The following is a 20536-nucleotide window of genomic DNA, read 5'->3' as shown; positions in this document are numbered from 1 at the left end:
GGGACCACGATGAAGGCCGGGCTGGCGATCAGGTCATGGGCTTTCAGCACGCGGTAGACCGAGGCTTCGGAGACGAAATAGCGCTGCTGGTCGGTGAAGCGCACGGCAAGCTCACGTGGCGACAATTCGGGCTCGGCCAGGGCGAGGTCGACGATCCGGTCACGCTTTGCATCGGCGATGCGGTTCCACACGCGCGCGGGCCGCGAGGGCTGGTCGGCCAGTGCTTCGGGCCCGCCGTGCTGGTAGCGGTCGACCCAGCGGTAGAAGGTCGCCGGCGGAATGCCGAGTTGACGCAGCGTGCGGCGGGCGGGCAAGTGAGACTGCTCCACGAGGCGGATGATCTCGAGCTTTTCGGCAGCGGGGTACCTGATGAACGGTCGTCCCCAGTCCGCGATCATGCTTTTTTCAGAAGACGCAGCTCGAGTGCCTGTTCGGCGACGGCTTCCTTCAGGGCGCGGGCTTCCTGGCGGAGTTCCTTGACCTCGTCGGTGGTGGCGGCACGCGCCGTGTCGCCGACCAGCCGCCGTTTGCCGGCTTCCAGGAATTCCTTGGACCAGGCGTAGTACAGGCTCTCGGCAATGCCCTCGAGTAGGCACAGCGCGGCGATGCTGTCCTCGCCGCGCAGGCCTTCCAGCACGATCCGGATTTTCTCCTCGGCCGAGTGCTGCTTGCGGGTGCGTCGGCGGATGTCGCGCACTACCCGCTCGGCGGGCTGCTCCGCAGCAGCGGCCGGCGCGGAGGATTTCTGGCTCATCTTCACTCCTTGGCGGTTACGATGAGCCAGAAATCCTCCGCTCCTCAACTTCCCCGATTTGTCTCAAAGGCGCCGACACCGGACAAAACTGTCGGAACAAAGGCGTCTAGCCAATTTCGGAAGCCACTCGCCGTGGGCATTGCAGCGTAGGAAAGATGCCCGCGTCTTCGCGCCGGCGAGTGCCGATGCCGGTTTAGATTCTGCTGGCGATAAATCAGTAGGGCGCTCCACTCTGCCCCCGAGCCTGCCGACCAACTCGCAGGAATTGGCGGAACGACACGATGACACGCCGGCCGGGAACGCGCCTCGACGGACAGACCCGCTTGCGTCGTACTCCTCATGCGCCAGCAACGAGTTCTAGCAACTCGCCATGGATGAGACCGTTCGAGGCGACCCGCTCCGTGTCGTCGTCTCTCGCATCCGCGTCGTCGAGCCGCGTGACCCGGCCACCTGCTGCGCGTACCATAGGCATCGCGCCGGCGTGGGATACGGCATCGGCTTTCAGCGAGATGAAAGCATCGGTCTGCCCGCCCGCCACCCAGCACATCTCGAGCCCACCTGAGACGATGATGCGCACGCCCCGGACGACTTCTCCCAGCCGGCGGATGACGGTCACGGTGCGCGCCACCTCCGCCGGCGAGAAGTGCGACGTCAGGACGACCGAAATCACCGCGTCCGACAGTGACCGCGTGCGGGACACCGCGGCAGGCTCGCCGTTCAGCCGCGCACCTTCCCCCTCCGCATAGGTCGCGACGAGGCCGAGGGCCGGCGCGTGGACGATCCCGACCCGCGTCACCCCGCCCCGCTGATAGCCCAAGGTGACGGAGAACCAGGGCAGGCCGGAGGCGTAGTTCACCGTGCCGTCCAGCGGGTCCACGATCCATCGCTCCCCCGAGCCGCCGTCACTCGCCCCGGCCTCTTCCGACAGGATGGCGGCGCCGGGCGTGAGCCGGCGGAGGCCCTCGAGCACTACGGCCTCCGCTGCGAGATCGGCATCCGTCACGACGTCGCGCAGTTCCTTGCGGCGGACGTCCCACGGCGCCCCCCGCATCCGGGTCAGCACCGCGGCAGCGTCGGCGGCGACCGTCGCGGCGCCGCGGAGGATCTCCGCATGGGACAACACGCGCCGTTCAGCCCATCAGCGCGGCTGTCTCCCGTACCAGCCGCTCGAGTCCGGCGTCGGCTGCCACATCCCCACGCATGACGCGGTTGATGACCTCCCGCTGCGTGCGCCAGATGCGGACGGAATTGCCACCGGGGTAGCCCTGCCAGGGCACCGAGCGGTCCATCTGGCGCGCCACGGTGCGGAAGTTCGGGTTGGCCTCGTAGTAGGGGCCAAGGAATTCGGGTCCCAGGGCGCGAAGGTTCGTGGGGAGATAGCCGCTGGTTTCCACCACGGCCTTCTGCGCCTGGGGTCCCGTCATGTATTTCACGAACTCCCAAGCGGCTCGCTGCTTTGCAGCGTCCCGCGTGGTGACCAGCGCGGCGTTGCCGCCTGTTGGCAGCCCGCCCTTCTCCTTGTCGTCGAGGGGGAAGACGCTGGTGCCGAGGGTGAAGCGGTTTCCAATGGAATCCGTTACCTGCCGCATCCGTGCGGGCGTATCCACGAAAATGCCGATGCCTCCCGCGATGAACTGCTGGCGCGATTGGTCCCAGTCGATCAGCGGCATCCCCGCCTCGGACACGAAGCGGCGAAGATGGTTCATCGCCCGCAGCCCCACCGCATCCCCGAAGGCGACTGCGTTGCCCGCCTCGTTCAGCATGTTGCCACCGCCCTGGTGGATCATTGCCCGGAACAGCCAATCGTCCGGCCAGTCATGCACGTTGTAGCCGAGACCGGCGACATTCGACCCGCTCGCGCGGATGCGGCTGGCGAGTGCCACGGTGTCGTTCCAGGTATCGGGCATGCGCGCCGGATCGCCCCCGGCCGCGCGCACCAGCTCGGTATTGAAGTAGACGACAGGCGTGGAGGCGTTGAACGCCATGCCGTAGAGCCGCCCGTCCACGCGCCCGAGGTCGAGGATCTTGGGGGAGTAGTTTGCCCGCACCCAGTCCTGCGGCTCCGCCGCCAGCAACGGGCCGAGGTCGAGGACCTGCTGACGACGCAGCAGCGTCCTGACAAGTTCGGCCTGCAGGTGGAAACCGGAATAGAACACGTCGGGCAACTGGTTCGTCACCGCCGAGCGCAGCATCGCCTGGTGCCCGTCGTCATAGGTCGGGGCCGGGGCGCGGAAGGTGACACGGATGTTCGGATTAGCCCGCATGAATTCCTGCGCCACTGGCTCATGGAACCGCGCGAAGGCGGGGAAGCAGTAGAGCACGTCGAGCGTGACGGGCGTCTGGGCCCTCGCCAGGCGTGGCGCCGAGAGGCCCGCGAGGATGGCCGTGCCGAGGGTTCGTCTCGTGATCGTCATTCGTGTCCTCCCCTTGTCTGGATGTGCCTCACTTGAGTCCGGTCATTGTCACGCCCGCGATGAAGCGGTGTCGCGCGAGAAGGAAGACGACGACGAGCGGTGCAGTGATGATCGTCGCGGCGGCCGTCAGCGCGCCGTAATTTGCCCCGGCCTCCGCATCGGCGAACAGCATCATGCCGAGCGGCGGCGTCGCCAACTTCCCGTCCGTGATGACGATGAGGGGCCAGTAGAGGTCGTTCCAGTGCGCGACCACCGAGAACACCGCGAAGGCCGCGATAGCAGGCCACGCGGAGGGCACGACGATCCGCCAGACGATCTCGAACTCCCCCATGCCGTCGAGCCGTGCGGCCTGGATGATGTCGTCTGGGTAGGAACGGAAGAACTGGCGCAGCAGGAAGATCGCGAAGGCCGAGAAGAAGAATGGCAGCATCATGGAAATGTAGGTGTTGAGCATGCCAAGCTCGGCGAGCGCGATGTAGAGCGGCAGCGCGGGCACCTGCACCGGGATCGCGAGCGCGAGGAGGACGAGGATGAACAGCCACTCCCGTCCAGGAAACCGCAGCTTCGCGAGGGCATAGGCGCAGGGCACCGCGATGAGAACCTGCACGACGAGGATGCCGAGGCAGACGATCACGCCGTTCAGCGCCACGCGAAGCAGCGGCGCCCCGGTGAGGGCGAAGCCGTAGTTCTGCCATCCGAAGAACCGCTCGGGCCAGAGGCGAAGCGTGCCGCTGAACACCTCGTCCGGCGGCTTAATGGAGGTGGCGAGCATCCAAACGAAGGGCAGCAGGATGAAGGCCGCGCCCGCCAACAGCACCGCATGTGCAAGAAGGGAAGCGACGGAGCGGCGCATCAGTAATGCGTCCTCCGCTCCAGCACGAGGCGCTGCACCGCGGAGACGGCGAGGAGCGCGGCGAGGAAGAGAAGCGTCAGTGCCGCGGCGTAGCCCATGTGAAAATACTGGAAGCCCTCCAGGTACACGTTGTACAACAAGACTTCCGACGACCCCATCGGACCGCCCCGGGTCATGACCGCTACCGTGTCGAACACCTTGAACGCGGTGATGGACGTGGTGACGACCACGAAGAGCGTCGTCGGCGTCAACAGCGGCCAGGTGATCGTCAGGAAGCGGTCGAGGCCCGTCGCGCAGCCGTCCACCGCCGCCGCCTCGTAGAGGTCCTTCGGAATCGCGGAGAGCCCCGCGAGGAAGAGGACCATGTTGAACCCGAGCAGCTGCCAAATGCCGATGACCGCAAGGGTCGGCAGGGCGAGGGAGGGCTCGCTGAGGAAAGGCACCTCGCCCACGCCGATGGATCGCAGCACCGCGTTCACCGGCCCGAGGCGCGGATGCAGGACGAACTGCCAGACCGTCGCCATGGCAATGAGGGTGGAGGTGACGGGAAGGAAGTAGATCACCTCGTAGAATCCACGGCTGAGACGGCGCCCATGGACGAGGACCGCAACGAGGAGCCCGAGCCCGACGGATCCCGGCACCACGATCGCGACGTAGAGCAGCGTGTTCCCGAGCGAGCGTCGGAAGGTTGGGTCAGTGACGGCCCTCGCGTAATTCGCCGTCCCGACGTTGCGCGTGTCCACCGCGCCGAGCTCGTAGTCCGTGAAGCTCAGCGCGAGGAGGACGGCGAGGGGAAGGATGCTCGTCGCCAGGAACAGGAGAAGGGCCGGGGTGACGAACCCCATTCCCGTCCAGCGCTCGATGCGAGCCTGGCGCGCGGTCACGGCGCCATCTCCGGCGCGCATGCGAGGGCCGGGACATGGTCCGTGCGCTCGCCCGCTGCGTCGAACAGATGCGCGGCGGCGGGATCGAAGGCGAGTGCCGCCTCGCCGCCGGCCGCCACCCCGGCAGCCGAGGCCGCGCGCACCACGACCGATGCTCCGGCGATTGTCGGGAGATCGAAATGCAGCATGACCTCGGGACCGAGATTCTCCATCCGTCGCAGCCGCGCTGCTAGGGGTCCACCGGGGACCACGCGCATCGCCTCCGGCCGTAGCCCCACCGTCGCCGCGGACCCGGCGGGGAGGCGGGTCCGGGCCACCTCCGTCCCGTCCTCCAGGGCCGCCATCCCATCCACTCCGATACGCGCGGGGAACAGGTTGATCGCGGGGCTGCCGATGAAGCGGGCCACCGTGACGTTGGCGGGCCGCGCGTAGAGATCGGCGGGTGTGCCGAGCTGCAGGATCCGTCCGGCATCCATCATCGCGACGCGGTCGGACATCGTCATCGCCTCGACCTGGTCATGCGTGACGTAGAGGAATGTCGTGCCGAGCCGCCGATGGAGGTCCGTCAGTTCGGCCCGCATGTGGACGCGCAGCTTCGCATCGAGGTTCGACAGCGGCTCGTCCATCAGGAAGACGTCGGGATGGCGCACCATCGCGCGGCCGAGCGCGACGCGCTGCCGCTGCCCTCCGGACAATTGCGACGGCTTCCGCTCCAGCAGAGGGGCGATCTGCAGGCCGTCGGCGACAGCACGCACCTCGCGCGCGATCTCCGCCATCACGCGCCTTCGCCGCGGCGAGAGAAGCCGCAGGCCAGGCACCCGCTCCCATGCCGAGAGACGCGCCATCATCAGCGGCAACGCCATGTTCCCCGCAACGGACATGTGGGGGTAGAGGGCATAGCTCTGGAACACCATGGCCGCGCGGCGTTCATGCGGCCGCAGCTGGTCCACGGCGGCACCGCCGATGCGGACCGAGCCCTCGGTCTGCGGTTCCAGCCCGGCGATGATCCGGATCAGCGTGGACTTTCCGCAGCCCGACGGGCCGACGAGGGTGAGGAACTCGCCGTCCAGCACGTCGAGGTCGATGCCCGACAGCACCCGCATCGCGCCGAAGGCCTTGCCGATGCCGTCGAGTTCGACCCGGGCCATCGCGCCGTCCCTCTCAGGCCTCGACCGCGAGGCTGGGCGGATAGGTGTCCCGCGCCACCGGGTAGACCTCCTGGGCGACATGGTCGATCCAGAAATCCGTCAGGCCCGGCACGGCGGGGCGCGTCACGGTCACCTCACGGCCGTGGAAATCGTAGACGACGGCGCCGAGTGTCGCCTCGCCAGGCATGGGCGGTTGGAAGTCGGGGCCGACGAGGAAGGCCGCAGCGCCACTCCAGATGTGGCGCCGGCCGCGATGGATGGCTTCGTGCGCACGGTGCAGGTGGCCCGTCGCGACAATGGCCACGTCGTGCCGGTCGAACGCCGCGAGCATGCGCCGGCGCAGATCCGGCTTCACGGACCAGTAACCGGTGTCCGGCTCCTCCGCCTGCTCCACCATGAAGGGACGGTGGGTGAAGACGGCAATGCGCCGGCTGGCGGCGCCCGCCATCGCCTCCTCCAGCCAGGTCTCCTGCTCCAATTCCGCGACAAGGCCGGATCCGAACAGCATCGAATCGAGGCCGATGAGGCGCCACTCCGCCACGTCGCGCAACCACCAGTCCGGCCCGAGATGGCGACGCCACCGCGCGAGGCGTTCGGCGTTCACCGGTTGCTGCGGGTGACCTGCCTCGCCGACGTCGTGGTTGCCAGGAACCGAGAGGACGGGCGCGGGGAGCGTCGCGAGGAGGGCCGCGCAATGCCGCATATCCTCCTCGACACCCGCGCCGTCCACCGTCACGTCGCCGGTGTGGATGACGAGGTCGGGGCTCTGTGCAGCCACCCAGGCGGCCAGCGGCGCCCAGTTCGGTCCGAAATGCGTCTTGCCGGGAGACAGGTGCGTGTCGGAGATCTGGACCACGCGCGTCATCGGTGCCCTCGCATCGGCTCTCTCCCCCTACGGTGTCCGATGCGCCGCGGGCGCAGCAGGTGCATGATCCGTCGCCGCGTTGCGGATGGCCGCCGGGAACAGGTCCGGCCGGTCCGTGGTGATGAGTGTCACGGGCGCCGCAAGCCAGCGTGCGACGTCCGGCGGCTCGTTCACCACCCAGGCGCCGAGGCGCAACGCGCCGACCCGGCGTAGAAACAGATCCATCTCTCGCGCGAGGAGCGCGTGGTGGACGGCAACGTAATCCACCCGCGCGGCATCCACCGCGAGCAGGAAGGCATCGAGACCGCCCAGCTTCGAAGCGGAATTTTCGTTGACGGAAGCAAGCAGGCGGCCATCGGGGAAAGCCGCGCGAAGGCGATGCAGCACATCCGGCCAGAAGGAAGTGGCGACGCTCCGCCGTGCCAGGCCGCGCCGGTGCAGGTGGTCCACCACCCGCTCCTCCAGACCCGGATAGGGTGCGCCGTCCGAGTCCACCTTCAACTCGACGTGCAGTTCCACGCCCGTCGGCCCGAGCACGTCCAGCACCTCGTCGAGGGAGGGCACGCCCTCGTCGCCACCGTTCAGGCGGAGGGCACGCAGTTCGGCCATGCTCCGCGCCGCCACCGGCCCCTTTCCGTTCGTCGTGCGGTCGAGCGTGGAGTCGTGGATGACGGCGAGGTCGCCGTCCTTCGTGGGATGCACGTCGAATTCCACCCCGGCCACGCCGAGGCCGAGGACGTTGCGGAAGCCGGTCAGCCCATTCTCGGGCCACAGGTTCTTCGCGCCGCGATGGCCGATCACGCGCTTCATCATTTCCCGGACTCGATCAGCCCCTTCACGAACCATCGCTGGAGCAGCAGCACGACGGTGATCGGCGGCAGCATCGCGAGGACGGCCGCATTCATCGCGAGATTCCAGGCCGGGATGGATTCGCCATGCGGGATCAGCTGCTTGATGCCGATCACCACGGTCTGCATCGAGGCTTCCGTCGTGAACAGCAGCGGCCAGAGGTACTGGTTCCAGCCGAACAGGAAGAAGATGATCCCGAGGGCCGCGAGGTTCGGGAGGGACAGCGGCAGGAGGATGCTCCGCAGGAAGCGCAGCGGCGTCGCGCCGTCGATCCGCGCGGCGTCACAGATCTCGTTCGGGACCGTGAGGAAGAACTGCCGGAACAGGAAGGTCGCGGTGGCGGAGGCCATGAGCGGGAAGATCAGGCCGCCATAGGAGTTGAGGAGGCTCCACTGCGGCGCGATCTCCACCTGCCAGCCGGTCAGGGCGTGCAGCGCGGCGTCGAGGCCGATGCCCAAAGAAAGGGCGCGCAGTGGCATCAGCACGTCCGTCATCGCCTCGAAGGTCGGGACGATGCGGACCTCGACCGGCAGCATCAGGGACAGGAAGACGAGCCAGAAGGCCGCGCGCCGGAACCGGAAGCGGAAATAGGTGATGGCGAAGGCCGAGAGTATGGAGATGGTCAGCTTTCCCACCGCGATGCCGACGGCGACGATCAGCGAGTTGAGGAACAGCCGGCCTCCCCCGATCCGGCTCCAGACCGCTGCCGCATTTTCGAGGAAGGCGCTGCCGGGCGCCATCGGCAGCGGTACCTGCTGTACCTCGGCCGTCGTGAGGGAGCCCGCGACGAAGGCGTAGTAGAGAGGAAGGCAGGTCAGGAGCGCCGCGCCGATCAGGACCGCATGGCAGGCGCCGTCGAGGATGGGCGTGCGCTCGATCATTGGGACACGTCGTAGCTGACGCGCCGCTCGACAAGGCGGAACTGGATGATGGTGAGCACGATGGCGAAGGCCATGAGCAGGACCGACTGGGCGGCGGAGGAGCCGAGGTCGAGGTTCACGAAGCCGTCGAGATAGACCTTGTACACCAGGATGCTCGTTCCCGCCGCCGGGCCGCCGCGCGTCGTGGTGTCGATGATCGCGAAGGTCTCGAACAGCGAGTAGACGGTGTTCATGATGATGAGGAAGAACACGGTCGGTGCGATCATCGGGAAGACGATGCGGGTGAAGCGGCGGATCGGCCCGGCCCCGTCCACCGCGGCCGCTTCGATCACCGTGCGCGGCACGGCCGCTAGCGCCGCTACGAGGAAGATGTAGTTGTAGCAGAGGTGCTTCCACGACGCCGCGAAGATCACCAGGATCATGGCATCGGCCGCGGAGCGGTTCGGGTCCCAGGCGATGCCGAGGGCCCGGAGGAGGCCGGCGCCGGGGCCCACAAGCGGGTTGAAGAGGAAGGCCCAGATGAAGCCCGCGATGGCCGGCGCGATCACGTAGGGCAGCAGCAGGACGGTGCGGTAGGCGGTCCGCCCGCGGGTCACCCGGTCCGTCGCGAAAGCCAGGAGCAGTCCGGCGGCAAAGGTCAGCACGACGGTAGCGCCGGTGAAGATGACGGAGAGGCGGAGGGATTCCCGGTACTCCCGGCTCCGCAGCAGGTCGGTGATGTTTTCCAGCCCGACAAAGTGGACGGTCTGGCCGAATGGGTCCTGTAGGTGGAAGGCCTGATAGAGCCCCCGGCCCGCCGGGATGAAGAAGAACAGCAGCAGGATGATGAGCTGCGGCGCGAGGAGCAGCAGCGGAAGGAGCTGGCCCTCGAAGCCCGACGTCTTCGTGCCCGCCCGGCTCCGCGCCTTCCACCGGGGCCGGAGGAGGGCGGGCCAGGCGAGACGCCGCGGCGGCAGCGTCGGGAGTGCAGTCTCGCTCATGCCCCTCGTCGAGTCCTGGATCAGTAGCGCCCGGCGTTCAGCCTTTCGAAGCGTCGCAGGATCTCATTGCCGCGGGAAACCGCGTCGTCCATCGCGGCCTGGGGCTGCTTCGTGCCGTTGAAGGCGCGCTCCGCCTCCTCCCGCTGGGCGAACATCGTCTGGGTGAAGTTGCCGAACCGGTAGCCGAGGGAGTTCGCGGTCGGCGTGCCGCGCGCGAGCTGCCGGACGGCGATTTCTTGCGTCGGCTTCTCCCGGTACCAGCCCTGCTCCGTCGCCAGCGCGTAGGCCGCGTTGGTCGCGGGCACGTAGCCCGTGGCCTTGTGCCACGCGACCTGCGTCTCGGGCTTTGCGAGGAAAGCGAGGAAGGCGGCAGTGCCGACGTTGTCGGCCTCCGGGTGGCCGCGCAGCGCCCAGAGCACGGCACCGCCGATCACTGAATTCTTCGGGCTGCGCCCCTCCTCGTAGGGAAGCGCGACCGCGCTCCAGTCGAGGTTTGGCGCGGCCATGATGGCGCCATGGGCGGCGGTGGAAGCCATGAAGGTCGCGGAGCGGCCGGAGGTGAAGATGGAAGCGGGATCCACCCCTTGCCCGGCAACATCGAGCAGTCCCGCGTCCATCCAGCGCTTCATGCGCGCGAGCTGCGCGACGACGGGGGTGCGGTTGTAGGTGAACTCGGTGTCCAGGCCATCGAAGCCGTTGCTCTTCGTCGCGTACTGGAAGTCGTTGATGGCGGAGTAGTTCTCGAACCAGCTCCAGTGGTAGTCGCCGGCCATGATGCTGCCGGGGCCGCCGGCGGCCTTCACGCGGCGCAGCTGCTCCTCCAGCGCGCTCCAGGTCTCGGCAGGTTGTTCGACGCCGGCGCGGGCGAAGTGCGCCTTGTTGTAATAGAGGATGGGAGTGGAGGAGTTGAACGGCATCGCCGAGAGCTGTCCGCGATAGGAGTAGTAGCCCGCGATCGGCTTGATGAAGTCCCCCCAGTTCAGCTGATGGCCGTTCGCCGTGAGCAGCTCCTGCACCGGCACGATCGCGCCGGAGAGAAGCATCGTCAGGAAGCCGCGCTCGTAGATCTGAACGAGTTGCGGCTGGGTCCGCGTGCGGTAGGCGGCGACGGTCGCGTTGATCAGCTCGTCATAGGTGCCCCGGAACAGCGGCACGACGCGATACTCCGACTGCGTCGCGTTGAACTGGCGCGTGAGGTCTTCCAGCTTCTCGCCGAGCGGCCCGGTCATGGCGTGCCAGAAGCGGATCTCGCGAGCGCCGCCCTGCGCGAGCGCCGGTCTCGCCAGCGTCGAGATGCCGAGGGCCGCGACAGTGAACGCCGAGCGGCGGGAGAACGAGCCCGTCATGACAGCTTCCTTCCCTGTTCGCTTGCCCTGACTCCGTTTGCCTGAGCCGGACTGCCGTCGCGAAGCCTAGGACAGCAACACACCACTTGTAAATCGCTAAACACAACTGTAATGCGGCTGACACTGCTTGCCCGGCGCGGTTGTCTCCGCCGGGGCGGAGAGGGGCGGCCGTGGACAGCTCAGACGACCAGATGCACGTCCGCGTCGCCTGGCTGTACCACATGGAGGATCTGACCCAGGGCGAGATCGCGGCCCGTCTTGGCCTTACCCGCCTGCGCGTGAACCGGATCCTGTCCGAGTGCCGGGAGAGCGGGCTTGTCCGTGTTTCGCTCACCTCCCGCCTGGAGAGCTGCGTCGCTCTGGAGCGACGCCTGGTCGCTGCCTTCGGCCTGACGGATGCGGTCATCGTCCCGACACCGGAGGATCCGGAAAAGGTGGCGCCGCTCGTCGGGCGTGCGGCAGGGGAATACCTGTCGGCCTATCTTGCGCGCACGGAGGTCCGGGTCTTCGGGGTGGGGTGGGGCGCGACGCTGCGGGAGACGATACGCCACATCGCCCCGGCCGACCGGCCAGGGATGTGGGTGACGTCCATGATGGGGGGCCTCACGCGCGGCTCCGATCTCAACTCCTTCGAGACGGCGGGGGAACTCGCGCGGCGGCTCAACGCGCGCTGCACCTATCTTGCCGCCCCGATCTACGCGGGCAGCGCAGCATCGCGCGACACGATCGTCGCCCAGGACGTCTTCGCTGAGGCGCTCGCGCGCGTGGAGTCGGTCGACCTCGCGTTGCTCAGCCTCGGCGACCTCACGACGCGCTCGCTCCTCATTCGCCACGGCCTCCCGGCCGACGTGACGGCGAAGGATCTCCGCGCGGCGGGCGCCGTCGGCGACGTCCTCGGCCAGTTCCTCGACGCGGAGGGGCAGCCCATCGCCCATCCGATCAACGACCGCGTCATCGGCCTGCCCTCGGCCCGTCTCGCGGCCATCCGCAACGTCGTCGTCGCGGCGGGGGGGCGCAACAAGCGTGCGGTGATCGCCGCCGCCCTGCGTGGCGGCGTGCCGAAGGTGCTGATTTCCGACGAGGAGACGGCCCGTGCGGCACTTGGTGGCTGACCTACCCGGCGCGAAGCGCGGCAGACGCGCGCAACGCCGCGTTCCGCGCCTCGAAGAGCGCGCGGTAGATGCCGTACGCCACGTCATGCGCCCGCGCCGCGCTGGGATCGGCGCGAAGGGGGGCCGTGCCGGGAGACATGCGGGCGACGGCGGAGAGGAGGTCGGGATAGAGGCCTGCCGCTACCGCCGCCGGCATCGCGGTGCCAAGCAACACCGGCTCCGGCGAGTGTAGGAGAAGCAGATCGCGTCCCATCGCGTCCCTGTAGAGCCGGACGAGGAGAGGGTTGCGCGCGTGGCCGCCGGAGAGCGCGACGCGGCGCACCGCGTAGCCATGGGCATCGAGGTGATCGAGGATGTGCCGGGCCTGAAGGGCGAGCGCCCGCGCAGTGGCGTAGTAGGCTTCGAGGAAGTCGCGCTCGCTCCGTTCCTCGCCGATGCCCGACAGCAATGCCCGCGCCCGCCCGTCTCCCAGAGGAGAGCGATTGCCGAGCCAGTCCGGGACGACGTGCCGGTCCGCGGCGAAGGCCGCGCCCTCCGCGTCGAGGCACTCGACGATCCGCGCGACGGCCGCCGCGTGTTCCCCTGGCCCCGCGCGCCGCGGGCCGGCGGGATGCGTCTCCAGCACCGCGTCGAGCGCCGCGCCCGTGAGCGATTGTCCCGCCTCGTGCAGCCAGAGGCCGGGGAAGACGGCGTCGCGATAGGGTCCCCAGACGCCGGGGATGAGCCGCTCGTCCGGGGCGAAGGTCATGATACAGCTGGAGGTGCCGCCGATGAGCACCGCCGTCCCGTTCATCGCCGCCGCGAAGCTGCCGTCGAGCGCGCCGAGCGTCCCGGCCTCCGCGTCAATCAGCCCGACGGCGACGCGGGTGCCCGCAGGCAGCCCGAGCTCCTCCGCCGCCCCCGGTGACAGCGCGCCATGCAGCGCGCCCGCCGGCGATGGCGGGGCCGCGAGCGCGCCGAGCTTCGGCAGGTCGGACAGCCCGAGCCGGGCGAGCAGCCCGTGCCGCCATCCCTCCCCCGGCAGGTAGGCCCATTTGCACGCGAGCCCATTGAGTGAGTGCCGGTCCACCCCCGTCGCGCGGTGGGCGAGGGCGTCGCAGAGGTCCCGCGCGCCCGTCACGCGCGCCCAGGCCGCCGGGTCGCGCCGCCGCAGCCACAGCAGCTTCGGCAGGTGCATCTCGGGCGAGAGCGTGCCGCCCATATGCCGCAGGAACCGGTCGCCCGTCGCGGTGATCTCCTCGGCCTCCGCCTCGCCGCGATGGTCGGCCCAGCAGAACACGTCGGCCCCGTCTTCCAGCGGCGGGCTGCCCAGGTGTGTCAGCGCGAGGGAGGACGTCGCGTCGAAGGCGAGCGCCACCACGCGGCCTGCCGCGCCAGGTGCCGCGTCCAGCGCGCCCTGCACGGCCTTGACGACCGCCGCCCAGATTTCCGCAAAGCGATAGACCGCATGACCAGGGGCGGGACGCCGCAGCGGAAATCCTGTCGCCGCCGCCGCCAGCAAGCCGCCCCTCGCGTCGAACACCCCCGCCCGCGCCGAGAGTGTGCCGACATCCACCGCCACGAGGAGCGGCGCCACCGCCCTAGCCCGCCGCGTCGGTCCCGTTCGGGTAGATGAGCGTCTTCACCACGCCCGGCGCATCTGCGGCGTGCATCCGGAACGCCTCCGCGGCATTCTCCAGTCCGACGCGGTGCGTCACCAGGGTCGCCACGTCCACTCTCCCCGAGGCAACGAGCGTAATGGCGCGCGGATAGACCTCCCCCATGCGGCGGGAGAACTTGATCTTGAGGCCGCGTCGCCGAGCATCCGCCGCGGGCAGGGTGTAGGTGTCGCCGTCGGGGATGCCGACGAGCACGACGCGCCCGCCGATCCGCGCTGCGGTCACCGCGTCACGGAATCCCACGGGGTTGTTCGTCGCCTCGATGACGAGCGGCGTTCCCTCTCCCGCCGTCCAGCCCGTGATGTCGGCGACCGAGGAACTCACCCGATCCGCGCCCAGGCGCGAGGCCATCTCCCGCCGGTGCGCCTGCGGGTCGACCGCCAGCACCTCCCCGGCACCGGCGGCTTTCAGCACCTGGAGGATCAGCAGCCCGATCGGGCCGAGGCCGAGCAGCGCCACCTTCTCCAGCAGTCGCGGCTTCGCCAGGTCCACCGCGTGGATTGCGACTCCCAGCGGTTCCAGCATCACCGCGTCGAGCGGCGTGAAGCTCTCCGGCACCGGCACGATCTGGCTCCGCGGCACCCAGATCCGCTCGGCCATCGCACCGTCATGCGGCGGGGCGCCGATGAACTCGACATTCGGACAGAGGTTGGCATGACCCTCGTGACACCACGGGCAATGTCCGCACGCCTTATTCGGGTCCACCGCGACGAGCGCGCCGCGTCGCAGATTCAGTTCCGCCACGTCCTCCGTCAGCCAACCTCCGAATTCGTGCCCCGGCACGAACGGCTCGCGGATGGTGGCCGATCCGATGCCGCCGTCCTTGTAATAATGCAGGTCGCTGCCACAGAGCCCGACCGCCGCCACGTCCAGCAGCGTCTCGCCCGGCCGTCCTTCCCGCAGGTTGAACGGAGCGACGCGGGCGTCGTGCGCGGCGTGGAGGAACAGCGCTCGGGACATCGGACCCACTCGGTTTTACGTGCTTCGATTTACTTTTGTATGGTCGGAAAGACAAGAGTGAATATGCCCTTTGGCGAGGGGATCGTGTGTGCGGGCGTGACAGTGCTTCCGGCACGGGCTCGGGGGTGGCGGCGGGGGGCCATTGTCAATCAGCGCGGAAACCCCCGGACCGAAACTCGGCGGTGGACACACCACCGCTGAGACCTTCGCTTCGGAAATCCTTGACACTGCCCGGCGGCGTTTAGACGCCGGACATTGCCGCGTAGGGGCTGCCCGTCGGGAGCGTCGGCATCACGCCAGGCAGGCTCCCCGATCGGCGTGAAGCCGCGGCGCGCGACGTCGCCGAAGACGGCCGCCTCGGCCTCCTGCTCACGCTGGGTGGTGGAGGACGAGGAGGAGACCGTGCGTGCGCGCTGTGTCGCGGCCGGCGGCGGCGGCGAGGTGATGCGGAGCGAGCTTCGAGCCTGCATCGGCCGCCTCGACCGCTTCGCCTCGGAGATTGAGGCCCTCGCGGGCGGACACGAACCGCATCAGATCGTCATGCTGATCGACCACCGTCGCGCGCGCGATGTGATGGAGGAGGCTGCGAAGATCGGTCGGGCGGCCGCCTGATCCTCTCGCATATCGGCGCTGGAACGCCGAACAGGATCGGCTTGCGGCCATCCTAGTCTCGGTCTGATCGGCAACGCAGTGCACCGAGAGTCCGTTTTGGGCGCAGGCTGTGATGGGGTGGACGCCTCCCCCGACGGCCGCTGTGCCAGGGTGGTGTCGCCCACCACCAGCAGCAGGACGCCGCGATTGCGCAGCTCGTTCAGCACCCGAAGCCAGAACTTCGCGCCTTCGTTCTGCTCGAGCCAGAGGCCGAGGATCTCCTTCGTGCCGTCGGCCCGGACGCCAAGGGCAATGTGCACCGCCTTGTTGCGGACCAGTCCCTCGTCCCGGATCTTCACCCGCAGCGCATCGAAGAACACCAGGGGGTAGACCGGCTCCAGCCGCCGCGCCTGCCAGGTGGCGATCTCGTCCAGCACGGCATCGGTCACCGCGCTGACCAAGTCCGGCGAGACCTCCAAGCCGTAGAGGTCCAGCAGATGGCCCGCGATCTCCCGCGTGCTCATGCCGCGGGCGTACATCGACACGATCTTCTCGTCGAAGCCAGGGAAGCGGCGCTGATACTTGGCGATCAGCTGCGGGTCGAAGCTGCCCTGCCGATCGCGCGGCACCTCCAGCGCGATCCGCCCTCCGGTGTCGGTGGTCACCGTCTTGCGGCCATAGCCGTTGCGGCTGTTGCCGATCCCGGCCTCGCCGCCGAGATGGTGGTCCATCTCGGCGTTCAGCGCCCGCTCAGCCAGCGCCTTCTTGAGCCCATCGAGCAGCCCGCCTTCCTGCAGGGCCGCCGCAGCGTCCGTGCCCGCGAGCAGCTGGTCCAGCACCTCATCCGCGATGTGCGCCGCTTTCCGTCGAGCCATGCGGGGGATCCTTCCCTTCCCTCATGACCGGCAACACACGAAATCCCCGACAGTCCCCAGTCACGCGCCTGCGGCACGCCGTCCACTCGTTGTCCACCTCGCCTTCGTAGTGATCATCGATAGTGTGCCCGCATACGCACGCGTAGCGGGGACGGAGAAGCGTCACGGCCAATCGCCGCTTTCCAGACCTTCGATGGAGTCTGCATCGAAATCCAAGTTGACCCATCTGCAACCCTGACGGCGCGCATAGTCCAGCAGTGCCAAGAACCGCTCACTGAAACCAAGTGCGAGCGCCTCCTCGGAAGCTTCCCGAAAATCTTCGGCATATGCGTCGACGATGAACCCCCAGCCGTGCTCGATGATTCGGAACGGCGGCGCCGCACCCGGGTGATCACGACGTTCGCGGGGAGCCAATTCGGCAAGGATCTCATCGTCGCGCCCGTCGATATGCACCGTACTGGCGTCGAGTACCTGCGTGAATCGTAGACTTTGCGCTCTGTCTCCACTCACGATGCGTTCTCACCGTCAATGCAGGCCAGGACCGCGGCGAGCACGCCGACGATCCGCCCCTCCGCGTCCTCGCGTGTCGCGGACGGCTCGTCGACGTGGGTTCCAATTGCATCAGCGCCGAATCCGCCAATGTCGCGGGTAAACAGAATGTCCGCATGCCAACCCGGTGCAGCGCCGGCCGGCGCCTCGTAGAAGACAATGGCCTTGACGTCGGCCAACTTCACACCCGCGAGCATTCGCTGTAGCGGAGGCGTGGGCCTTCCCACCAGCGCTCTCGCCCGCGCCACGAAATCCGGGAGAGCAGCCCGGCCCGCTTCGATCTGCCATTCCGAGTGCGTCGCGATGGTGCGAAGCGGCTGCTCGCCACGCGCATCGCGCTCGAGGTTCACGAGATTGATGTGAACTGCGTCGCGCACAGCCTCGAGCTGGTCGTCCGGGATTGCCTGACCAAGCTCCGCTTCGAGCTCCGCTACCAAGCGGTCGACCAACACCCCGATTGGCGCAGGCGAACCATCGTGGAAGACGTTGGCGAGCGGGAAGGCGAGCTGTGGCGTGGGAACGTGCGCGGCCCGTCGGGCCGCATTGTTGAAGAACATCGCTGAGAATGCCTTGATGGGAAGATGAACTAGAATATGATGAGCGGTTCGCGACCACTGACTCAGACCAACACGGTCCTGGTGGTATTCGCGATCGTCGTCTGAGAGAGACTGTTACGCAGCGGCCCTGCCATACATTTCGCGCAGCATCGCTGCAAACTGGGCACCGTCGAAGCTGACCCGTGGCACGTCCGCGTGAATGCCTTGCATCCCGTGCTCGCTGAATTCGATGTCGGCAACAGCGGCTTCGTCGAAGCCCCTCGATCGAAGCCACGCCTGGAGATCAGCCAAGAACGTCTGGTCCGTATAGATCAGACCGCTCTTGCACTCGTCGAAAGTCGTCGGAGCGTAATTCACACCGAGGTCGCCGTCGTCAGGGTCGTCCTCGAGCGAGACGTAGATGTCGACGCTTTCGATCCGTACGTCTGCCCGAACTGCACTGTACAGTCCGTCACCGCCGGTGCGGAAGTCGCTCTTGACGGGCATGCAGAACAAGAAGCCATTCTCGTCAGCGTCCGTCACGTAGTTCATGATGTCCGCGATCGGCGCACCTTTCCACTCGCGTTGCGGGAGGCGCGCGCGGTTCGGCATAGCATGTAGCTGCCGGCGAACAGCATCGTATTCAGCGCGAGTTGCGCGCAGGCGAGCGCATTCCTCCTGCGCGTCCGGTCGTTCGGCGGCATCCACGAGATCGTCAATTCGATCGATGCAGCTGTTGACGATGTTCCTGTCGGCTTCCCAGCGCTTCAGTGCATGTGCAAGGAAGATGTCGCGGAAGCGGCCGTCGCAACGAAGGTCAATGAGCAGAGTGTCCGACGGATTGGCATCGCCGGGCTGCAGATGCTGATTGTAAAGTGTGTTCAACGGAATTTCCTAATGGAGTACTTGAATAAGTTAGTCGTACACCGACGGAATCGTCGTCCACAAGCAAGTCCTCCGCCGGCGACTCATGCAAAATTAACGCTCACACCGTTGCGCATCCAAGTGTCTATAATGGGCGCCGCTTCGCGCGTCGCACGATGGCAGCGATCAGGCTGGGCGCGGCGAAATTTCGCACGTCGCTGAAGCGCGGCGATGGGGTAGGCGTGCGCGCCGACCGGCGCCTGTGTCGACCGAAAGGCGGCGTCGACGTGGCTTTCGTTGGGGCAGGGCGGCGTCAAGCGCGATTAAATCCAGGCGCATTGCTGGCCTTCTCGGCTTCCATAGAAGTGGCGACGGGTTGGCATCGCAGCCTGACGTCCGTGCGGTGCCCGCGTTGCGTAGACGAGAAGCGACGCCGCAACTCGTAACGCGGCGCATGTTCGTCGGCGTCGCGGCCGCGTGCGCCTCCGATACCGTCGTCATTGCTCGCTTGACGACGGACGGGCCCGCGGCTGTTTGCGAACGTCAAGAACGGCAGTGGCAGGATGCTATCGGCGGCGCGGGCGCATGTCAGCGTGACGCGCGGCTACGCGCATTTCTGCTTGGAGGGCAGCGCCCTCTCCGCAAATCGCAGTTACGCCCCTAACGCGTCTCCAGGTCCATCCGCGGATCCAGTGCGTCGCGCAGGTCGTCTCCGAGCAGGTTGCAGGCCAGGATCGTCAGCGCGATCGCCAGCCCTGGCAGCAGCGATGCGCCCAGCGACAGGTGTAGGTAGCCCCGCCCATCATTGATCATCCCGCCCCAGGTCGGTGTCGGCGGCTGCACGCCGAGGCCCAGGAAGCTCATCGTCGCCTCCAGCAGGATCATCCGGGCCAGTTCGAAGCTCGCATAGACGATAATCGGCGAGGCCACGTTCGGCAGGATGTGGCGCAGCATCAGCATCATGTCGCTCGACCCGGCCGCGCGCCCAGCCTCGACATAGCCGAGTTCACGCACCGTCAGCACCGAACCGCGCACGATGCGTGCGAACCGCGGCCAGCCCGAAAGCGCCAGGATGGCGACCAGGTTCAGAATCGACGGCCCGAGCACCGCGGCGACAACGATCACCAGCAGTACAACCGGGAAGGCAAGCTGCACGTCCGCCAGGCGCATGATCACGCTGTCAACCCGGCCGCCGTAATGGCCCGCCGCAAGCCCCGCCGCAATCCCGACCAGGGCGGCGCCGAGCACCGCCAGCACGGCGACGAACAGCGTGACCCGCGCGCCATGCACGATGCACGACAGCAGGTCGCGCCCCAGATGGTCGGTGCCAAGCAGATGCATGGGATTGCCGCCCTCGACCCAGGCAGGCGGCAGCAGGCGCACCAACAGGTCCTGGTCATAAGGATCGAGTGGTGCAACGACATCCGGCATCACCGCGCAGACCAGCCCGATCGCCAGCACGAGCAGGCTGAATCGCGCCGTCCAGCGCCGCATCACTCGCTCGAGCAGCGTGCGACCGCGGCTAGCCGAGCCGGACTCGGGGGTCGAGGACGGCATAGAGGAGGTCAACGATGAGGTTCACCAGGACGAAGGCAGCGGCGAAGGTGACAACCACCGCCTGGACCACGGGAAAGTCGCGCGCGTAGATCGCCTGGATCGCCAGGCGCCCCACGCCGGGCCAGGAGAAGACGGTCTCCGTCACGACGACGCCGCCCAGCAGGAAGCCGGTCTGCAGCCCGACAACGGTTATGACCGGCAGCAGCGCGTTGCGCAGCGCATGCACCCAGACGATGCTGTGCACCGGCAGCCCCTTGGCGCGCGCGGTGCGGATGTAGTCCTGGTTCAGCACGTCAAGCATGCAGGACCGCGTGACCCGCGCGATGATGGCGAAGAAGTAGACCGCGAGCGTGGTGGCCGGCAGGATCAGGTTCTCGATCCCCTCGCGTCCGCCGGAGGGTAGCCAGCGCAGCCAGATCGAGAAGATCGCGATGCCGACGACACCGAGATAGAAGGACGGCACCGCCTGGCCGAGCAGCGTCAGCACGCGCAGGATCGCATCCGCCGCCGTTCCGCGAGCCCGCGCCGCGGCGACGCCGGCGGGAATGCCGATGACCAGCGCGATCACGAGCGTCGCGAAGGCGAGTTCGAGAGTCGCGCCGGCGCGTTCCCAGACGAGTTCGCCGGCTGGCTGGCCGAAGCGGATTGACTCGCCGAAATCGCCCTGCAGCAGATGGCCCATCCAGATGAAGAACTGCTCCAAGACCGGCCGGTCGAGCCCGTGGCGCACCCGGAACTCCAACCGCACTTCCTCCGGCGTGGTCGGCGGCAGGATCATGTCGGTAGGATCGCCGGCGAGGCGGACGAGGAAGAAGGTCGCGACTGCCACGCCGAGCAGCACGGGCACCGCGCCGACCAGC

19 protein-coding genes and 2 pseudogenes are annotated in these 20536 nt (G+C 67.9%); 2 read left to right on the top strand and 19 right to left on the bottom strand.

Going from position 1 to position 20536, the window contains the following annotated elements; translation table 11 throughout:
* The 11 genes and pseudogenes from ACLF3M_RS34280 to ACLF3M_RS34230 form a co-directional block, all read right to left on the bottom strand.
* Positions 1–754: pseudogene (locus tag ACLF3M_RS34280) on the bottom strand (helix-turn-helix domain-containing protein); the annotation flags it as partial.
* Between the two features lie 337 nt (positions 755–1091).
* Positions 1092–1877: an inositol monophosphatase family protein gene (locus tag ACLF3M_RS34275; RefSeq protein WP_430661514.1), complete on the bottom strand. Its 786-nt coding sequence runs from the start codon at positions 1875–1877 to the stop codon at positions 1092–1094.
* A gap of 7 nt (positions 1878–1884) precedes the next feature.
* On the bottom strand, positions 1885–3168 hold the full coding sequence (locus tag ACLF3M_RS34270; protein WP_430661513.1) for an ABC transporter substrate-binding protein: 1284 nt from the start codon (positions 3166–3168) through the stop codon (positions 1885–1887).
* Positions 3169–3196: 28 nt separating this feature from the next.
* A complete protein-coding gene (locus tag ACLF3M_RS34265; protein ID WP_430661512.1) occupies positions 3197–4021 on the bottom strand; it encodes a carbohydrate ABC transporter permease in 825 nt (274 codons plus the stop codon).
* Entirely contained in the window at positions 4021–4905 is an 885-nt protein-coding gene (locus tag ACLF3M_RS34260) for a carbohydrate ABC transporter permease (protein WP_430661511.1), read from the bottom strand. The genes ACLF3M_RS34265 and ACLF3M_RS34260 overlap by 1 nt, the downstream gene beginning before the upstream one ends.
* Positions 4902–6053 carry an ABC transporter ATP-binding protein gene (locus tag ACLF3M_RS34255; protein ID WP_430661510.1) on the bottom strand — a complete coding sequence of 384 codons (1152 nt, stop codon included), beginning with the start codon at positions 6051–6053 and terminating at the stop codon, positions 4902–4904. Before ACLF3M_RS34255 ends, ACLF3M_RS34260 begins: the two co-directional genes overlap by 4 nt.
* Before the next feature lie 13 nt (positions 6054–6066).
* Positions 6067–6918: a metallophosphoesterase family protein gene (locus tag ACLF3M_RS34250; protein WP_430661509.1), complete on the bottom strand. Its 852-nt coding sequence runs from the start codon at positions 6916–6918 to the stop codon at positions 6067–6069.
* 27 nt (positions 6919–6945) lie between these two features.
* A complete protein-coding gene (locus ACLF3M_RS34245) occupies positions 6946–7728 on the bottom strand; it encodes a glycerophosphodiester phosphodiesterase family protein (RefSeq protein ID WP_430661508.1) in 783 nt (260 codons plus the stop codon).
* A complete protein-coding gene (locus ACLF3M_RS34240) occupies positions 7728–8648 on the bottom strand; it encodes an ABC transporter permease subunit (RefSeq protein WP_430661507.1) in 921 nt (306 codons plus the stop codon). The genes ACLF3M_RS34245 and ACLF3M_RS34240 overlap by 1 nt, the downstream gene beginning before the upstream one ends.
* Positions 8645–9628: an ABC transporter permease subunit gene (locus tag ACLF3M_RS34235; RefSeq protein ID WP_430661506.1), complete on the bottom strand. Its 984-nt coding sequence runs from the start codon at positions 9626–9628 to the stop codon at positions 8645–8647. Before ACLF3M_RS34235 ends, ACLF3M_RS34240 begins: the two co-directional genes overlap by 4 nt.
* 20 nt (positions 9629–9648) lie before the next feature.
* Entirely contained in the window at positions 9649–10974 is a 1326-nt protein-coding gene (locus ACLF3M_RS34230) for an extracellular solute-binding protein (protein WP_430661505.1), read from the bottom strand.
* Positions 10975–11144: 170 nt separating this feature from the next.
* Between ACLF3M_RS34230 and ACLF3M_RS34225 the strand changes: the two genes are divergently transcribed.
* Positions 11145–12086, top strand: coding sequence for a sugar-binding transcriptional regulator (locus tag ACLF3M_RS34225; protein WP_430661504.1), 942 nt, complete (start codon positions 11145–11147; stop codon positions 12084–12086).
* A gap of 1 nt (position 12087) precedes the next feature.
* Here ACLF3M_RS34225 and ACLF3M_RS34220 read toward each other — a convergent pair whose 3' ends face one another.
* Together ACLF3M_RS34220 and ACLF3M_RS34215 are read right to left on the bottom strand one after the other, a co-directional pair.
* Positions 12088–13662, bottom strand: coding sequence for an FGGY-family carbohydrate kinase (locus ACLF3M_RS34220; protein WP_430661503.1), 1575 nt, complete (start codon positions 13660–13662; stop codon positions 12088–12090).
* Between the two features lie 4 nt (positions 13663–13666).
* Positions 13667–14704: a zinc-dependent alcohol dehydrogenase gene (locus ACLF3M_RS34215; RefSeq protein ID WP_430661502.1), complete on the bottom strand. Its 1038-nt coding sequence runs from the start codon at positions 14702–14704 to the stop codon at positions 13667–13669.
* A 318-nt stretch (positions 14705–15022) separates the two neighbouring features.
* On the opposite strand from ACLF3M_RS34215, the gene ACLF3M_RS34210 reads away from it, so the two are divergent.
* The gene (locus ACLF3M_RS34210; protein ID WP_430661501.1) at positions 15023–15316 is read left to right on the top strand and encodes a hypothetical protein; all 294 of its coding nucleotides are present in this window, start codon (positions 15023–15025) and stop codon (positions 15314–15316) included.
* 155 nt (positions 15317–15471) lie between these two features.
* On the opposite strand, the pseudogene ACLF3M_RS34205 reads toward ACLF3M_RS34210, so the two are convergent.
* The 6 genes and pseudogenes from ACLF3M_RS34205 to ACLF3M_RS34180 form a co-directional block, all read right to left on the bottom strand.
* Positions 15472–16170: pseudogene (locus ACLF3M_RS34205) on the bottom strand (IS256 family transposase); the annotation flags it as partial.
* Between the two features lie 162 nt (positions 16171–16332).
* Positions 16333–16623: a hypothetical protein gene (locus ACLF3M_RS34200; protein WP_430661500.1), complete on the bottom strand. Its 291-nt coding sequence runs from the start codon at positions 16621–16623 to the stop codon at positions 16333–16335.
* Positions 16624–16676: 53 nt separating this feature from the next.
* Positions 16677–17276 (bottom strand): hypothetical protein, encoded by a 600-nt coding sequence (locus ACLF3M_RS34195; RefSeq protein ID WP_430661499.1) that lies wholly within the window; start codon positions 17274–17276, stop codon positions 16677–16679.
* Between the two features lie 114 nt (positions 17277–17390).
* Positions 17391–18140 carry a hypothetical protein gene (locus tag ACLF3M_RS34190; protein WP_430661498.1) on the bottom strand — a complete coding sequence of 250 codons (750 nt, stop codon included), beginning with the start codon at positions 18138–18140 and terminating at the stop codon, positions 17391–17393.
* A 639-nt stretch (positions 18141–18779) separates the two neighbouring features.
* A complete protein-coding gene (locus ACLF3M_RS34185) occupies positions 18780–19613 on the bottom strand; it encodes an ABC transporter permease (protein ID WP_430661497.1) in 834 nt (277 codons plus the stop codon).
* A gap of 28 nt (positions 19614–19641) precedes the next feature.
* Positions 19642–20536 (bottom strand): ABC transporter permease (locus ACLF3M_RS34180; protein WP_430661496.1); only part of this gene is annotated, 895 nt, incomplete at its 5' end.

The organism is Falsiroseomonas sp. HW251 (assembly GCF_050563545.1).
Lineage (GTDB): Bacteria > Pseudomonadota > Alphaproteobacteria > Acetobacterales > Acetobacteraceae > Falsiroseomonas.
Note: the sequence above shows the minus strand (reverse complement) of the source record. Positions and strands in the feature narration are given on the sequence as shown.